Source organism: Allorhizobium sp. DMC15 (genome assembly GCF_056314065.1).
This window is the reverse complement of sequence record NZ_JBQUZB010000001.1, coordinates 1,704,859-1,718,336: the sequence shown is the minus strand read 5'-3', so window position 1 is coordinate 1,718,336 and position 13,478 is coordinate 1,704,859. Positions and strand designations below refer to the sequence as shown.

At 61.0% G+C, this 13,478-nt stretch carries 19 protein-coding genes and 3 tRNA genes; 5 read left to right on the top strand and 17 right to left on the bottom strand.

Annotated elements, in window-relative coordinates; all coding sequences use genetic code 11:
• From ACT53S_RS08555 to ACT53S_RS08545, 3 genes are all read right to left on the bottom strand, one after another.
• Positions 1–449: GTP-binding protein (locus tag ACT53S_RS08555; RefSeq protein ID WP_476066606.1), on the bottom strand; the 449-nt coding region annotated here is incomplete at its 3' end.
• Positions 450–673: 224 nt separating this feature from the next.
• Positions 674–747, bottom strand: a tRNA-Gly gene (locus ACT53S_RS08550).
• 21 nt (positions 748–768) lie between these two features.
• Positions 769–853 (bottom strand) — tRNA-Tyr (locus ACT53S_RS08545).
• A 217-nt stretch (positions 854–1,070) separates the two neighbouring features.
• Here ACT53S_RS08545 and rlmB point away from each other — a divergent pair.
• From rlmB to ACT53S_RS08530, 3 genes are read left to right on the top strand one after another with little or no spacing between them, the layout of a single operon-like run.
• The gene (gene rlmB, locus ACT53S_RS08540) at positions 1,071–1,952 is read left to right on the top strand and encodes a 23S rRNA (guanosine(2251)-2'-O)-methyltransferase RlmB (protein ID WP_113379343.1); all 882 of its coding nucleotides are present in this window, start codon (positions 1,071–1,073) and stop codon (positions 1,950–1,952) included.
• The gene (locus tag ACT53S_RS08535; protein ID WP_476066663.1) at positions 1,952–2,743 is read left to right on the top strand and encodes an HAD-IIB family hydrolase; all 792 of its coding nucleotides are present in this window, start codon (positions 1,952–1,954) and stop codon (positions 2,741–2,743) included. The genes rlmB and ACT53S_RS08535 overlap by 1 nt, the downstream gene beginning before the upstream one ends.
• 38 nt (positions 2,744–2,781) lie before the next feature.
• A complete protein-coding gene (locus tag ACT53S_RS08530; RefSeq protein ID WP_476066605.1) occupies positions 2,782–3,996 on the top strand; it encodes a glycosyltransferase family protein in 1,215 nt (404 codons plus the stop codon).
• 24 nt (positions 3,997–4,020) lie between these two features.
• On the opposite strand, the gene ACT53S_RS08525 is transcribed toward ACT53S_RS08530, so the two are convergent.
• Together ACT53S_RS08525 and ACT53S_RS08520 are read right to left on the bottom strand one after the other, a co-directional pair.
• Positions 4,021–4,995 (bottom strand): MliC family protein, encoded by a 975-nt coding sequence (locus tag ACT53S_RS08525; protein WP_476066604.1) that lies wholly within the window; start codon positions 4,993–4,995, stop codon positions 4,021–4,023.
• 83 nt (positions 4,996–5,078) lie between these two features.
• Positions 5,079–5,148 (bottom strand) — tRNA-Ser (locus tag ACT53S_RS08520).
• A gap of 141 nt (positions 5,149–5,289) precedes the next feature.
• Here ACT53S_RS08520 and ACT53S_RS08515 point away from each other — a divergent pair.
• Both ACT53S_RS08515 and ACT53S_RS08510 read left to right on the top strand, forming a co-directional pair.
• Positions 5,290–6,597, top strand: coding sequence for a tyrosine-type recombinase/integrase (locus tag ACT53S_RS08515; RefSeq protein ID WP_476066603.1), 1,308 nt, complete (start codon positions 5,290–5,292; stop codon positions 6,595–6,597).
• Between the two features lie 88 nt (positions 6,598–6,685).
• Positions 6,686–6,964, top strand: a complete 279-nt coding sequence (locus tag ACT53S_RS08510) for a hypothetical protein (RefSeq protein ID WP_476066602.1) — start codon at positions 6,686–6,688, stop codon at positions 6,962–6,964.
• Between the two features lie 11 nt (positions 6,965–6,975).
• Here the strand turns inward: ACT53S_RS08510 and ACT53S_RS08505 are convergent, their stop codons facing one another.
• From ACT53S_RS08505 to ACT53S_RS08450, 12 genes are all read right to left on the bottom strand, one after another.
• Entirely contained in the window at positions 6,976–7,284 is a 309-nt protein-coding gene (locus ACT53S_RS08505; protein WP_476066601.1) for a hypothetical protein, read from the bottom strand.
• Positions 7,281–7,517, bottom strand: a complete 237-nt coding sequence (locus ACT53S_RS08500; RefSeq protein ID WP_476066600.1) for a hypothetical protein — start codon at positions 7,515–7,517, stop codon at positions 7,281–7,283. The genes ACT53S_RS08505 and ACT53S_RS08500 overlap by 4 nt, the downstream gene beginning before the upstream one ends.
• Before the next feature lie 5 nt (positions 7,518–7,522).
• The gene (locus ACT53S_RS08495; RefSeq protein ID WP_476066599.1) at positions 7,523–7,987 is read right to left on the bottom strand and encodes a hypothetical protein; all 465 of its coding nucleotides are present in this window, start codon (positions 7,985–7,987) and stop codon (positions 7,523–7,525) included.
• Positions 7,987–9,681, bottom strand: a complete 1,695-nt coding sequence (locus tag ACT53S_RS08490) for a tape measure protein (RefSeq protein ID WP_476066598.1) — start codon at positions 9,679–9,681, stop codon at positions 7,987–7,989. The genes ACT53S_RS08495 and ACT53S_RS08490 overlap by 1 nt, the downstream gene beginning before the upstream one ends.
• Positions 9,678–10,160 carry a hypothetical protein gene (locus ACT53S_RS08485; RefSeq protein WP_476066597.1) on the bottom strand — a complete coding sequence of 161 codons (483 nt, stop codon included), beginning with the start codon at positions 10,158–10,160 and terminating at the stop codon, positions 9,678–9,680. The genes ACT53S_RS08490 and ACT53S_RS08485 overlap by 4 nt, the downstream gene beginning before the upstream one ends.
• Positions 10,160–11,026, bottom strand: coding sequence for a hypothetical protein (locus ACT53S_RS08480; RefSeq protein WP_476066596.1), 867 nt, complete (start codon positions 11,024–11,026; stop codon positions 10,160–10,162). The genes ACT53S_RS08485 and ACT53S_RS08480 overlap by 1 nt, the downstream gene beginning before the upstream one ends.
• Positions 11,027–11,037: 11 nt before the next feature.
• Positions 11,038–11,346: a hypothetical protein gene (locus ACT53S_RS08475; protein WP_476066595.1), complete on the bottom strand. Its 309-nt coding sequence runs from the start codon at positions 11,344–11,346 to the stop codon at positions 11,038–11,040.
• Positions 11,347–11,357: 11 nt separating this feature from the next.
• Positions 11,358–11,579 (bottom strand): hypothetical protein, encoded by a 222-nt coding sequence (locus tag ACT53S_RS08470; RefSeq protein ID WP_476066594.1) that lies wholly within the window; start codon positions 11,577–11,579, stop codon positions 11,358–11,360.
• Positions 11,576–11,842: a hypothetical protein gene (locus ACT53S_RS08465; protein ID WP_476066593.1), complete on the bottom strand. Its 267-nt coding sequence runs from the start codon at positions 11,840–11,842 to the stop codon at positions 11,576–11,578. Before ACT53S_RS08465 ends, ACT53S_RS08470 begins: the two co-directional genes overlap by 4 nt.
• On the bottom strand, positions 11,839–12,288 hold the full coding sequence (locus ACT53S_RS08460) for a hypothetical protein (RefSeq protein WP_476066592.1): 450 nt from the start codon (positions 12,286–12,288) through the stop codon (positions 11,839–11,841). Before ACT53S_RS08460 ends, ACT53S_RS08465 begins: the two co-directional genes overlap by 4 nt.
• Before the next feature lie 533 nt (positions 12,289–12,821).
• The gene (locus tag ACT53S_RS08455) at positions 12,822–13,079 is read right to left on the bottom strand and encodes a hypothetical protein (protein ID WP_476066591.1); all 258 of its coding nucleotides are present in this window, start codon (positions 13,077–13,079) and stop codon (positions 12,822–12,824) included.
• Entirely contained in the window at positions 13,076–13,429 is a 354-nt protein-coding gene (locus ACT53S_RS08450) for a hypothetical protein (protein ID WP_476066590.1), read from the bottom strand. The genes ACT53S_RS08455 and ACT53S_RS08450 overlap by 4 nt, the downstream gene beginning before the upstream one ends.
• Between the last annotated feature and the right edge of the window lie 49 nt (positions 13,430–13,478).

Genomic DNA, 13,478 nt, shown 5'->3' with positions numbered 1-13,478 from the left:
CGAACTTCCAGCTCAACGAGCTCGAGAAGTTCGGCGTCGTCAACCTGGTCAACCTTGTTGAGGAAGACGACGATCGCGGGAACGCCAACCTGACGGGCGAGCAGGATGTGCTCGCGGGTCTGCGGCATCGGGCCGTCGGCAGCCGAGCAAACCAGGATCGCGCCGTCCATCTGGGCAGCACCGGTGATCATGTTCTTGACGTAGTCGGCGTGGCCGGGGCAGTCAACGTGGGCGTAGTGACGGTTGGCCGTCTCATACTCGACGTGCGCCGTCGAGATGGTGATGCCGCGGGCCTTTTCTTCCGGAGCGGCGTCGATCTGGTCATAGGCCTTGAACTCACCGAAGAACTTGGTGATCGCTGCCGTCAGAGACGTCTTGCCGTGGTCGACGTGGCCGATCGTGCCGATGTTGACGTGCGGCTTGTTGCGCTCAAACTTACTCTTTGCCATTTGAATGCTTCCTGTGAACGAAACGGGGTTGCCCCGGCGAACCGGTTTGGTCCCGCCGTTTAAGGCTTTCATGCGCAATGCGCAAGCGTTAAATAATTGGCCTTCCAGCGCCCGAAATGAGGCCTTTCGCCGGCCACCGCGAGACGCCGCGCGCCGAGGCTGCCGCGACGTAATGTTGAGACCGGAAACCGTTACAAATCGATAACTTAGGAGAGGGATTGGTCTGGAGCGGGTAACGGGAATCGAACCCGTGTATTCAGCTTGGAAGGCTGCTGCTCTACCATTGAGCTATACCCGCATTTTCAGATCCGAGGACGAATGGTGGAGAGAGTTGGATTTGAACCAACGTAGGCTGAGCCAACGGATTTACAGTCCGTCCCCTTTAACCACTCGGGCATCTCTCCATTCTTTCGTCCGGATCTGGCGACCAAGCTTTTTAGTCCCGACCAGAGTGCGTCGCCCCCTGATCTGCGGCGGGTATATGACGGCCCAAACCGCTCCTGTCAACACGCACATTGACGAAAAATTCTGAAAAGTTTCATGAGCCCGGCATCAGCCTTGTGTGGCGCCGAATTTGCACGCGGGTCTATGCCCGCCCCCTGCCCGCCGCTATAAGGGCGCATGGCAAAAGATCCGAAAACCGACAAAACCGCCCGTGACACCCATTATGCGACGCTGCGCCGGCAGGTGCGCGATGCCAAGCGGGAACGCGGTGAAATTCCCACTCCCGGCCCGCAGAAGCCGCGCAAGAGCAATGCCGACTGGACGCCGCCGAAACTCGCGCCAGAGCAGGTCCTGCTCTACGGCCTGCACACCGTGCGCGCCGCGCTCGACAATCCAGAGCGCAAGCTGATCAAGCTCTCGGCAACCCAGAATGCGCTCGTCAGGCTTGAAATCGGATCTGTGGAAAACCTCGGTATCCCGTTCGAGACGGTGACCCCGCAGGATCTCGACAAGATCCTCGGGCCTGAGGCGATCCACCAGGGCGTGATGCTGGAAACCCGACCGCTCCCCGTTCGCCGGCTGGAAGCGCTGAAGGACAGCCCGCTGATCCTGGTGCTCGATCAGGTCACCGATCCCCACAATGTCGGCGCCATCATGCGCTCAGCGGTCGCCTTCAATGCGGGTGCGGTCATTACGACACAGCGGCACAGCCCGACGGAATCCGGCGTGCTGGCGAAATCCGCTTCCGGCGCGCTCGAACTCATCCCCTATATCCAGGTGACCAATCTCGCCGATGCACTCGGCGAATTGCACAAGCTCGGCTTCTTCTCCGTTGGACTTGATTCGGAAGGCCCTGCCCCGATGGAAGAGACGCTCGTCGGCGACCGGATCGCGCTGGTGCTCGGATCGGAGGGCAAGGGGCTCAGGCAGAAGACGCGGGAAACCGTGTCGGCGCTCGCCCGTCTCGACATGCCAGGCGCGATCAAGTCGCTCAACGTCTCCAATGCGGCAGCCATCGCACTCTATGCCTCGCGCCAGCACCTGGCGGCCAAGGCTTGATGAAGCTCGTCTTCACCGACCTCGACGGGACGCTGCTCGACCATGACAGCTATTCCTTCGCGGCGGCGCGGCCGGCGCTCGATCTTCTCGATGCGCGCGGCATCCCCGTGATCCTGGCGAGCAGCAAGACCGAAGCGGAGATGCGACCGATCGCGGAGGCCATCGGGATTTCGTATCCGATGATCGTCGAAAACGGCGCCGGCGTCGTCGGGCTCGGTGCAAGCGGCATCCCTGCAGATGACGCTTTGTCGAGTCCTTACAACCGGCTGCGGTCGCTTCTTCGGGAAATACCTAAAGACCTCAACGCCTGTTTCGAGGGGTTTGGCGACTGGGACGTCGCGCGCATCTCCCGCGAGACGGGCTTGCCCCATGCCTCGGCAGCGCTGGCACGGCAGCGCCGGTTCTCGGAACCCGGCCATTTCTCCGGGACCGAAGCCCAGAGGCGGGCCTTCGTCACCCTGCTCGAGGCGGAAGGCTTCACGGCCGTGAAGGGCGGACGCTTTTTCACGCTGATGTCGAAGACCTCCAAAGCCGAGCGCATGGCCGAGGTCGTCGACCATTACCAGCGCAAGACCGCTTCAGCGATCCGGACGGTCGCACTCGGCGACGCGCCGAATGACCTCGCCATGCTGGAAGCAGCCGACTGCGGCATCATCATCGCCAATCCCTCGCACACTCCCCTACCCGTCACGGAGCGGGAACGACAGGGGGCTATCCTGCGCTCGGAACACGCCGGCCCTGTCGGCTGGAACATCATGATCCATCAACTCGTTGCCACGGGGTTTCTCTGAGCCGGCCGCAACCGGCTCCATCACGAAAGGAATAGTTCATGGCGGATTTTCACCAGAATGGCGTGGTCGCCACCCTGCACAATCTCAGGGAGCGCTCGCTGGAAAGGATGGAAAAGGAGCTTGCCGTCTTTTCCTCCTCGCGACCGATCACCCTGATCCTGCCGTCGCTCTATTCCGAACTTGAGGCGCCGGCCCTCGAACACATCGTTTCCGAACTCTCCCAAGCCCCCTACCTTTCGGAAATCGTCATCGGCCTCGATCAGGCGGACGAAGCGCAGTTCCGTCATGCCAAACAGTATTTTTCGCGGCTCCCCCAGAAACACACCATCCTCTGGCACGACGGGCCGCGGCTGCGCGCCGTGGACGAGAAGCTGAAGGCGGAGGATCTGTCCCCCGACCAGCCGGGCAAGGGGCGCAATGTCTGGTTCTGCATGGGCTATGTGTTGGCCGGGCGGCAAGCGGGTGTGGTGGCGCTCCATGACTGTGATATCGTCACCTATTCTCGCGACATGCTGGCGAGGCTCGTCTATCCCGTTGCCAATCCGCGTTTTCCTTATGTCTTCTCCAAAGGCTATTATCCGCGTATCGCCGACCGGTCCCTCAATGGCCGCGTGACACGGCTCCTGGTGACGCCGCTGCTGCTCAGCCTGGAAAAGGTGATCGGCCACCATCCCTATATCGATTACCTCAAGGCCTTCCGCTATCCGCTGGCCGGGGAATTCGCGATGCAGACGCAGATCCTCTCGGATATCCGCATCCCGTCCGACTGGGGGCTGGAGATCGGCGTGCTTTCGGAACTCTGGCGGAACTATTCCAACCATGCGATCTGCCAGGTGGATATTGCCGATGCCTATGACCACAAGCATCAACCGCTCTCTCCGGAAGATGCGGCGAAAGGCCTGTCGCGCATGTCTGTCGACATTACCAAGGCGCTCTACCGAAAGCTCGCGACCGACGGCGTCGTTTTCAGCCAGGATTCATTCCGGACACTGAAGGCGACCTATTACCGGACGGCGCTCGATCTGGTGGAGACCTATTATCACGACGCGCGGATGAACGGGTTGACGACAGACCGACATCGCGAGGAGCAGGCGGTGGAGCTGTTCGCGGCGAACCTGATCGAGGCGGGTCAGGTCTATCTGGACAATCCCAATGCGACGCCCTTCATGCCGAGCTGGAACCGCGTGCAGAGCGCCCTGCCCGACCTGTTGCGCGACATTCAGGAAGCGGCACGACTCGACGCCGAGGATTAATCTCGGCCCGACCCTGCTGTCCCGTCACATCGCGGGACGGCAGGTAAGTTCGCCCTCGGCCGCAACGAGGGACGTGCCTGAGGCCGAAAGTTTGCGCTCAACGGGATAATCTATGACGCTCGGCCAGGCCTCGATGGCTTTGGCGGCATTCGGGTCGGCATCGATGGCCGGTTTATAGGCGGAACGGCAATCGGGCATCGGGCGGTCGGCGGCCAGGCCAAGTTCCTTGCGGATGGACGCCGCACAGGTGTCGGCCTGAGCGAGCAGCGAGCACGAAGCCGCAAAGGTGCGGCGATAGCGCAGGGTCAGTTCCTCACCCGCGAGCGAGAGACCCGCAAACTCCCCGGCGATCACATCTTCCATCAGACGTTTGCCGGTGCGTGCGTCGTAGACGACGAAGGGCATTCCCCCGTTCCAGCCGTCGGCGCCGCGGAAGAACGCGTAAGGGCCAACGGCGCCCCAGAGATAACCGGCAATGTCGTCTTCAATTTTACGGTCGAGCGTCGGGTTGAGTTGGCAGGGCCCTTCAGACGAAGCGATGTAGAGGCCAGCCGCCCCCTTTTCGCCGAGATCGAGCTCCTTCATCGCAAAATTCGGATAACGCAGGCAGGTGAGCTTGCCCTTCATGTCGAAGCCGGTGTCCTTCTCCGCCAGTTCGACCTCGGCCCGCGTGGCACGATCGAACTGTCCCGTCACCTCGCCGGCATTGCGGCAAAGCACGGGAGCCATTCGCCCGATCGAAAATTGCATCTCCTCGCCCTTGCCGCGCAATTCGTAACGACCATTGGAATACCAGAAACCGCTCGCGGCCTGCTGTTGCGGCAAGGAAACCTTGACGCCGTCCGGAAGGGTGAGCTCCGCGCTCGATTCGCTGAAGCTGACCGTAAGCAGCGTCCCGCCATCGCAGGCGTATTTGATGTCGGCGGCCCGACTTTGCCCCGGGAGGATGAATACGGCAGCGGCAGTGAGGGTCAGGCCGGCAACAAAGGTCTCGCGCATCAGGTCTCCATCGGCTTTGCATGGACCATGCCAAAAAATGCCCCGGATGGACAATGGCAAAAGCAACCGCATGGCAAGAGAAATGGTGCCCCCGGCAGGGTTCGAACCCGCGACCCCCTGATTACAAATCAGGTGACAGCCCTTAACACGGGCAATCGATCGGGATCAAGATACACCGGAAAACCCCTCGTTTCCATTGACTTTCTGGGTAACGTTAGTCGATGTTACTAACATCGTATATCGCGGATTATCGCGTTACCCCGACACCCTCTTGTTACCCCAAGGCTTCAGACCATGGCGAAACCCCTCACAGTGAAGGCCGTAGATGCGGCGAAGCACGGCACCAACAAAGATGGCGAGGCCATTCGCGTTGAATATCCAGATGGAGGCTTGCCGGGTCTGTATCTGGTCGTGCAGCCTTCCGGGTCGAAGAGTTGGGCGATCCGCTATAGAGCCGGTGGAAAGCCCCGGAAGATGACGATCGGCGCTTATCCGGTCTTCGGGCTTGCTGCAGCTCGTGAGGCCGCTGGCAAGGCTCTACGGGCGGTTTCTGAGGGTCGCGATCCCGGCCATGAGAAGAAGCTCACCAAGGCAGCCCAGGCGAACGATCTCACCCGCATCGAGGCGGTGCTTGATGACTTCGTGTCGCGGCATGTCGAGGTGAAGAACCGGCCCAGCTCCATCAAGGAGAACAAGCGGCTTATCGAGGTGGAGATCAAGCCGAAGTGGAAAGGCCGGCAGATGGAGACGATCACCCGGCGCGAGATCATCACCCTCCTCGATGACATCGCCGATCGAGGCGCACCCATCATTGCGAACCGGGTTCACGCCTTGCTTCGGAAGTTCTTCAATTGGGCCATTGAGCGCGATGTGATCCAAGCCTCACCCGTGGCGAACGTAAAGGCCCCGGCGGCAGAGGTGGCGCGCGATCGGGTTCTCTCTCATGAAGAGATCCGGCTCGTCTGGCTGGCTGCCGACAAGATCGATTGGCCGTTCGGCCCTCTGGTCAAGCTGCTGCTCTTGACCGGTCAACGGCGCGATGAAGTCGCCTCGGCTTCGTGGAATGAAATGACGATCGACGGGACGGCCCCGCTTTGGGTGATCCCGAAGGAGCGGGCGAAGAACAATCAGGCGCATTCGGTCCCGCTGTCGAAGTCGGCTGTCGCGATCCTGGAGGCCCTGCCCCGCATCAAGGGCGCTGAAAGCTTCATCCTCACCACCACGGGCAAATCCCCCGTCAGCGGCTTCTCAAGGGCCAAGGACAGCATTGACGCTGCGATGCTCGCCATTGCCCGCCAGGAGGCCGCAGAGCGCGGAGAAGACCCGGAGAGGGTTTCACTGCCCGAATGGCGCTTGCACGATCTGAGGCGCACGGCAGCGAGCGGAATGGCCGCCCTCGGTCAACCGGTTCACGTCGTCGAGGCGGTGCTCAATCACAGAAGCGGGAGCATCAAAGGCGTTGCCGCCGTCTATAACCGGCACGACTATCTGGAGGAGAAGCGGCGCGCGTTGGCGGCTTGGGCTTCCAAGGTGGCGGAGATCGTCACCGGCGAGCAATCGGGCGCCGTGGTGCGTCTCGATACCGCAAAGAAGCGCTCTTGATCACCGGCCCTCTATCGGCCATAGAAGCCCCAGGCGGCGACAATCACAATCACCCGGGCCATATGCGGCGGCCCATGAGAGACCGCCCATGCACGCCTATAAGGGAGCCCGCGCCCTTTCCGAGTTCGCCAATCGAAAGATCCATGTCGAATGCCTGCGATGCGAGATCAGCCGGCGATATGACGGCAATGCCATGATTGCCCGCGTGGGCCGTGATGTGGTGATGCCGGATCTGATCAACCGAATAGCGCGCGGGAATGGCTGCACCTTGAACGATGCACCCACACCGAACGGCATCCGATGCGCGATGCGCTACGCCTCACCACCTGACTGTCAATCAGCGGCTATGCCAGCCAAGAAGCCATGATCGGCAGCGGATCACAGGCCATCGTGATCGATCGGCGCCATGCAGGGTAACGTGAGGGTTTCAGGAAGCACCTCGCAGAAGAAGACAGCCGGCGCATTCGTCCGCTTGTGAGGCGGTGCCAGCCTGCCCAGGCGCACGGCTTCTGCATGGCCGTCGATGACAGAGCCCAGGCGATACATGCCGGCGCGATCGGCAGACCTGATAAAGCCCTCGCGCACGAGAGCCTTGAACCCCTGCTTGGTGATGTGCAGAGCCCTTGCCCCTTCATCGGCGGTGATCAGCCAATCCCGAAGGGGCTTCTTTCGGTGAAGGACGCTCACCGGACGCCCTTTAGCCTCTGGTCGCCTGGTGGACGGGTCAGGGTGCAGAACGCTTCCCAGCAAGCTCTCTGCTGCTCTGGGGTGAGCTTCCGATATTGTCGATAGGTCATGCCCAGGCCGAAGGCCATCGGAGCGATCGCTTTGTTTGGCCCCCGGATCTTGTTCAGGCGAACGAGTTCCCAATCGGTCAACTCGCGCATGGTCCCCACGCCCTCGACATGGATCTGTCGCATCACGATCAATCCTTGACTTTGAAGGTCACGCTTGCCCGGAGCTCGCCGGTTTCGATTAGTGGATTGCTGGAGCCCTTGCGGGCGATCGTCGATGGTGCATTCGGTGGCGATTGCAGAGAGGTGATTTCCTCTTGAATGTCGCCTTGTGCTTTGATCCCCAGCTTGCGGAGAACCTGACGCATGACCTTGGCCGGATCCTTTGCGGCGGCAGCGGCGCGGACGATCTCTTTCGCCCCCTGGATCATGCCCGATCGGTAGCTCGCCCGGTTGTCCCTCATGGCGTTCTGCATGAAAGGTCTTTCGGGTATCCGAGACGTCCCGAAGTTATTGAACACAGCCCTTTCCAGGACGTCGCTGTCCGTCTCGCCGGCCGGAAAGCCCACCTCGACGATGGCAGGCTTTGGCGGGATCGATTTGATCCCCGCCACACCATTCCCCACTACTTTGGTGCGCCTGACCTTGATCGGCATCAGAATGCATCGTCCTTGAAGAAGCGAGCCGGCGTAAGTCGAGGGAATGCGGCACCATTGACCGCTGCCGCTGTCGCCTGAGCCGCCGCCGCTGGGGCTTGGGTCGCCTGCTGAACGTTCTGGGTGATGTTGGTGGTGATGTTGGTCTGACGGCTATCATTGACCGTATTTTCGACCGCACGCCCGGCCTGCCCTGCGTTCATCTTCGCGAGGTTTTCCTCGGCGTTCTGGAGCATGAACTTGAGGTCAAGTGCATCCGAGGTGAAACCATCGGTCGTGTTGACTGAAGGCTTGTCGACCCGAGCGGCCCCGTTCATGTAAATGAACTTGCCTTCGTTGTCGTAGCCGGCGCTTTCGATGTAGCCGGGCTTTGCCTTCGGGTTATCGACCGCCTTGGTGCCTGCGATTTTGTTGTCCAGGTTCGTCTTAACGCCCTGCAGAAACTCGAAGCCTGCCTTTGCACCGGCGAATGCAAGTGCAAAGGCTGTGAGTGCCTTCGTCAACGGCGAGAGGGACAGGGCAAAGGCGCCCACTCCAAGAGCCGCAAAGCCAAGGCCGCCAAAGGTGGCGAGAGCCCCTGCGATGGCGCCGATCTGCCCCGCGTCAATTCCTGTCAGATCCTCAAGAGCCTTGGCAAAGTCACCGATCAGCGATTTCCCGTCCCCCATCCACTGAAGCACATCCTCAAGGGCAACGGCCAGAAGACCCAAAGCGAAGGTCAGCGGAAACAGGCGAACTCCGATCGCCAGGAGAGCCCATTTCAGCCACTCCCAGGCGCCCTTGTTCTCGTTGATGATCCGCCCGATCGTGCCGAAGTGCCGGCCCATGCGTTCGGCAAAATCAGCGACGAAGTTGGATGCTTTGGTGAAAGCCCACCCGAGGTTGGTCGCCCATCGGTCGATCGTGCCGTTCGCGTCAAGGGTCTTGATATAGTTCAGAAGCCGGTCAAGCTGACCCTTGACTGCATCGAAGAACCCAGCCTCGCCAATCCGCTTTTGGAAGTCGGTCCAAGTGTCGCCAAGGTTGGCGACCATGCCGCTCCAGGTCTTGGACTGCTTGTCCATCGCGCCGCCGAAGCGCCGCTCAAAGTTCTCCTGTAAGAATTTGGCGATTGCTACGCCGTTCTTGTCGAGGGTCTTCTTCAGCTCCTTGCCGTTTTCGCGCCAGGTATAGGTGATCTTTTTCCCGGCGACCTCTGTCGTGATGCCAAACGCTTTCAAGCGCTCATTTTCGCCCGTAGTCGCGTCAGCAATCGCTTCGACGCCGTCCATGATGGTTCGGCCCATCGCAGACGCAGCATCACCCACGGCCCGCAGTGAGCCGTCCATGGGATCGAGGCCATAGGCCCGCATCCGAATGAAGCTTTCAGTCACCTGGGCAACGTCGTAGGGGGTCACTTTTGCGAACTCGGCCACCCAATCAAGCGAGGCCTTTGCCTTATCGGCGCTGCCCTCGATCGTCTCCAGGGTGGCCTGGTAGCCTTCGAACTCGGCAGAGGTGGAAATCACAGACTTGCCCAGCGCACTCATGCCAGCGGCAACGGCGGCGCCTGCAGCGGCCATCACGGTAGCGGCACGAGCCGCAAAGGCGGTGATGCCCTTCTCGGCATCGGACATGCCCTTTCGGAACCGGCGAAGATCTTCTTCCCCGGTCAGGTCCCAGCCAAGCTCGGCGACTAACTTTTCGATGATCAAGGCAGGTTCTCCTTCGCGAACTGGCTTTGCTTGAGTTCGGCCGTGATGGCGGTCTGTTGAGCGCTGCCCTTATCCAGCGGCCCGCCATCCTTCAGGATGCAGTTGCAGGCCTCACAGCGCATGGTTTCGCGGATGCGCTCAAGGTCGATGTGCGCCTCTGGAGCGGCTGCCATGGCGATCATGAGGATGGTGGTGGAATAGGGTTCCGGCGTGGTGATGCGCCGATCGGCAATCATCCCGGCAATCGCCCGATCGAGCTTTCGCATCGACGAGGTGAAAGGCCCGATCTTGTCTTGAGCGACGACGAGGCGGAGAACCGCCCCACAATGCCTGAAACAGAACGTGTAACAGACGTCGAGACGGCGCGCCTGGACGGCTTTCCGCTCCTTGGCGTTGGATGACCGCAACCCGGCCCATTCGCCCGTCTTGAGGGCGCTGTCGGTCGCGGTGAGCTCTTCCCAGGCGTGCCGGATCTGCATCAGGCGGCCTCGTTCAGCTCGGGATCGGTATAGAGGAACTCGCCATCCCGGAAGACGTATTCGCCGGCCTTGATCGCATCGACGCGGCGGTCAAGGATGGTCGGCTCCTTGGGTGCGGTCAGTCGGGCGAACTGCTCATTACGCTCGCGTTCTTCGCGCTGGCGGTTTGCCTCGTTCTCCTGATCGCGCTTGTGCTGAAGCTCGGTTTCTCGCCATGCCTGCCCAAGCCAGTGCTTGAACTCGTTGTCAGGCGTCTTGTCGAACATCGTGACGGTGCGGAAGTCATTGAGCGCGATCTCGATCGTCGATTTCACGACCGTTGCCGCCTCGTCCATTTCCTCGATCCGCTCGATCGTTTGGCCGTGATGGATCTTCAGGAGGTGATCCTGGATCTGGACCATCAGCTCGGGTGTCACCCCGATCATGGCCGGCGGCACTTCCATAGCGGCCTGGAGGATCTCAAGCGGAGTGTCTTTCTGCAGGAGGAAAGCCGCCGCTTGCCCTGCCGCAAGCTGCCGAAGCCAGTTGCGCGCGTCCATTCGCAGGATCGCCCCGGCAACGTCGGTCTTGTCGGGCTTCGGAACCTTCAGGTTCTCCCGGCATTGGGCCAGGTTCGCCTTGAATGCTTCGACGGCAAGCTGCCCCTTGCGAAGCATCGGCGCCGGGTCGGTGGCTGCAAACTTGCGGATCTCGTCCGCAAGGCCGGCCTCGGAATAGCGGCCCGTTTTCTTCAGCTCGCCCGCCTTCTCGTGCAGGCGGTCCATCGCGGCCATGGTGCCGTCAATGGCGTTGGTGATGCTGCGCATCCCGGTGTCTTTGCGCCATTCCTCGCGGAAACGGCTGGTGATCATCTTGTAGCGAGACATGATCCACCTCCTCAGTTCGAAAGAGCGTCAATGATCGGATTGGCCATGGTGGCAACCCGGCTGTTGAACTCGGTCGTGTAGCTGCCGAAATCGGGGTGCCGCATGTCGATCGGGATGAAGTCGAGGCCGCCTCGGAATGTCCTGTGCTCGTAGGCGGAGCCGTGGAGCCGGTTGACGTTGGCGTTCTGCAAAACGCGGTCATAGGCGGCCAGGTCGATATAAGCCGCTTCGATCTCGGCAATGGCTGCGGCATACCGTTCGCCGGCTGCCTGCCGGGCTTCTTTCAGTTCGTTGATGCTCGTGGGGATGGGGGCTGTCATAGGATTGCCTTTCAGTGGTGGGGGGCGGTGGTGCGCTTCAGGGAGGTGATCAGATCGCGCTTCTCCATGCCCAGGAGGCGCGCGAACGCATCGGCGTAGCTTTCATGAGGCTGCAGGCCGCTGTTCGCATCCACGAGGGCAGCGATGGCCGGAAACGGTGAGCTTGCGCCCGCCGTGGTGGTGGGTGCTTTCTGCTCAAGGCTCGTGAGGCGGATGATCCGGGCTTTGCTCATGTCACCGGCTCCTCTTCGGGCCAGCCACAAGCCACACAGAAGGCCTCCAGCGTGTTTAGCTCGGCGTCGGAGAGAACCGACAAGGCGCCCGTGATCGATCCCGTGAAAGCCTTCTCCATGCGCTGCAGGATCTCGTCGATTGCTGCCTGCTCTTCCTCGCTCATGGCGAGATATGCCGGCTCCAGGGCATAGGCCCATGACTTCGCTTCGAAGCGCTGCGCGCGTGCCTCAAGGGCAGTGAGACGGGAGCGGGTCGCCTTCATCCAAGACGCTCCTCCAGCGCCCGAATGCGCGTCTCCAGCTCGACGGCTTCCAAGGCGGTCACATAGCGGGTGCAGAGGTTCGCGATGGCGTCGGCTTCGTCGGTGGTGAGGATACCGCGTGCAACGGCATCCAGGAGGGCGGCCAAGGCCTTTGGCACGTCGGCGGCACTGGAGACCTTCGGAAAGGCCCCCAGCTCTTCCATCGCCACCACCCTCCCGCGACGAACCGGCGCGATGCGTTCAAGACAAAGCTTGAGCGCTGCCGTGTCGCCGCCAAGAGCTGCTTCGATCGCTTTTCGGGTGAGCTTATTGGCATCGTTGCCAAGGAGCTTTTCAACAGCAAGCGTCGTGCGAGAACGGGCGCCGCGCGGCTTGCCAGGATTGCCCTTTGCAAAGCGGCCCTTCTTGTCCCGTGTGTTTTCGCCCGTACCGTCTTCCGAACTCAATTTGCTGCCTTCCGTTACCCGACCGTAACCCAAGGGGGTCAATCGATCTCATGAAGGCAATTTAACCTATTGACAGGCAATCAGAAAGCAACAGAGCCGCACCTGATACCATATCAGTTGCTACCACCGGATAACGTCGGAGAATTATTTTTGCGTGAGAAGCCAGATCAGGCCATTTCGCCGGAATTTCGCCGAAAAAGCGGGAGCCGTGAGAGGCGCCCTTTGCCCCCAATTTCCACTATTCGCCCACTACTTTATTGGGCTGAACGGGCTGACGGTGCCGTCAGTTTCGACCTGGTGTGGGTGCCCTTACCAAGTCGCAGGATCAGGTATGGGCAGCCATACTGAATTCCGAACAACCATAGTACGGGCGCCCTCACTTTTGATTTCCAGTTTGATTAAAAACAAACGCTGCCTTGCTTGGCAGGGCTCAGACGAACCCGAATAAATGGGCGATCTGCAGGGCGATGGATGCCACCGCGACGAGGGCGGCAACCAAGAGGAGGATGATCTCTCCCCGGCCCTTCATGGCCTCAATAGGGGAATTGCGCGAATAGGCCCCGCATCAGGGTTTCGCAGGCTTCCGGTGAGGAGGCGTGCCGGCACTCGACATTGCCCAGGGCGGTGCGCGCGTTCTGCCGTTTGATCTTGCCGACCTCTTCCGGCGACATGGTGCGCGTTACCCCGTTCACTTCCTCGGTGCACACGTCACCTTGACAGAAGGTCATTTGCGCCCATGCTGGCCCGGTGGCGAGCGTGAGGGCGATCGAGATGATGACAGGCCGGATCATGGCGTGAGCCCATAGTTGGCGGCCACCTTGGCTTGCGTTGCGCATACCGCCGTGCGCTCGATCTCGCTCAGCTTCTCCAGTCGGATCTTATGGGCGCCCGATCCTGTCTGGAACCATCCCCGCGCCATTGGGTCCATGTCTGCCAGGCGTTCGGAGACGAAGGCGGCGACCTTATCGGCGTCGAGCTCATAGCCGCAGAGATCCGCAGTCCCGACGATCTGCCCGACTTCACGCGCCATGATCATATCCGTTTGCTTCGCCATGATCTCATCAAGTTGAGCCTGCATGTCGTCTGCCGCTGCCGGCCCTGCGACCAGTGCGGCGATTGCTATTGCTGCGAGCCGCTTCATCTTGAGCCCTCCCCTCGGTTGAAGCTTGCCGGGAAAGGGAGGCTTTTGC

Excerpts from the sequence above, each read along its gene's own strand:
- ACT53S_RS08510 (WP_476066602.1), top strand. The coding sequence starts at position 6,686 with ATGCACGCCTATAAGGGAGCCCGCGCCCTTTCCGAGTTCGCCAATCGA.
- ACT53S_RS08450 (WP_476066590.1), bottom strand. The coding sequence starts at position 13,429 with ATGAAGCGGCTCGCAGCAATAGCAATCGCCGCACTGGTCGCAGGGCCG.
- ACT53S_RS08475 (WP_476066595.1), bottom strand. The coding sequence starts at position 11,346 with ATGACAGCCCCCATCCCCACGAGCATCAACGAACTGAAAGAAGCCCGG.
- ACT53S_RS08455 (WP_476066591.1), bottom strand. The coding sequence starts at position 13,079 with ATGATCCGGCCTGTCATCATCTCGATCGCCCTCACGCTCGCCACCGGG.
- ACT53S_RS08480 (WP_476066596.1), bottom strand. The coding sequence starts at position 11,026 with ATGTCTCGCTACAAGATGATCACCAGCCGTTTCCGCGAGGAATGGCGC.
- ACT53S_RS08535 (WP_476066663.1), top strand. The coding sequence starts at position 1,952 with ATGAAGCTCGTCTTCACCGACCTCGACGGGACGCTGCTCGACCATGAC.
- ACT53S_RS08525 (WP_476066604.1), bottom strand. The coding sequence starts at position 4,995 with ATGCGCGAGACCTTTGTTGCCGGCCTGACCCTCACTGCCGCTGCCGTA.
- ACT53S_RS08495 (WP_476066599.1), bottom strand. The coding sequence starts at position 7,987 with ATGCCGATCAAGGTCAGGCGCACCAAAGTAGTGGGGAATGGTGTGGCG.
- ACT53S_RS08515 (WP_476066603.1), top strand. The coding sequence starts at position 5,290 with ATGGCGAAACCCCTCACAGTGAAGGCCGTAGATGCGGCGAAGCACGGC.
- ACT53S_RS08470 (WP_476066594.1), bottom strand. The coding sequence starts at position 11,579 with ATGAGCAAAGCCCGGATCATCCGCCTCACGAGCCTTGAGCAGAAAGCA.
- ACT53S_RS08485 (WP_476066597.1), bottom strand. The coding sequence starts at position 10,160 with ATGCAGATCCGGCACGCCTGGGAAGAGCTCACCGCGACCGACAGCGCC.
- ACT53S_RS08530 (WP_476066605.1), top strand. The coding sequence starts at position 2,782 with ATGGCGGATTTTCACCAGAATGGCGTGGTCGCCACCCTGCACAATCTC.
- ACT53S_RS08465 (WP_476066593.1), bottom strand. The coding sequence starts at position 11,842 with ATGAAGGCGACCCGCTCCCGTCTCACTGCCCTTGAGGCACGCGCGCAG.
- ACT53S_RS08500 (WP_476066600.1), bottom strand. The coding sequence starts at position 7,517 with ATGCGACAGATCCATGTCGAGGGCGTGGGGACCATGCGCGAGTTGACC.
- rlmB (WP_113379343.1), top strand. The coding sequence starts at position 1,071 with ATGGCAAAAGATCCGAAAACCGACAAAACCGCCCGTGACACCCATTAT.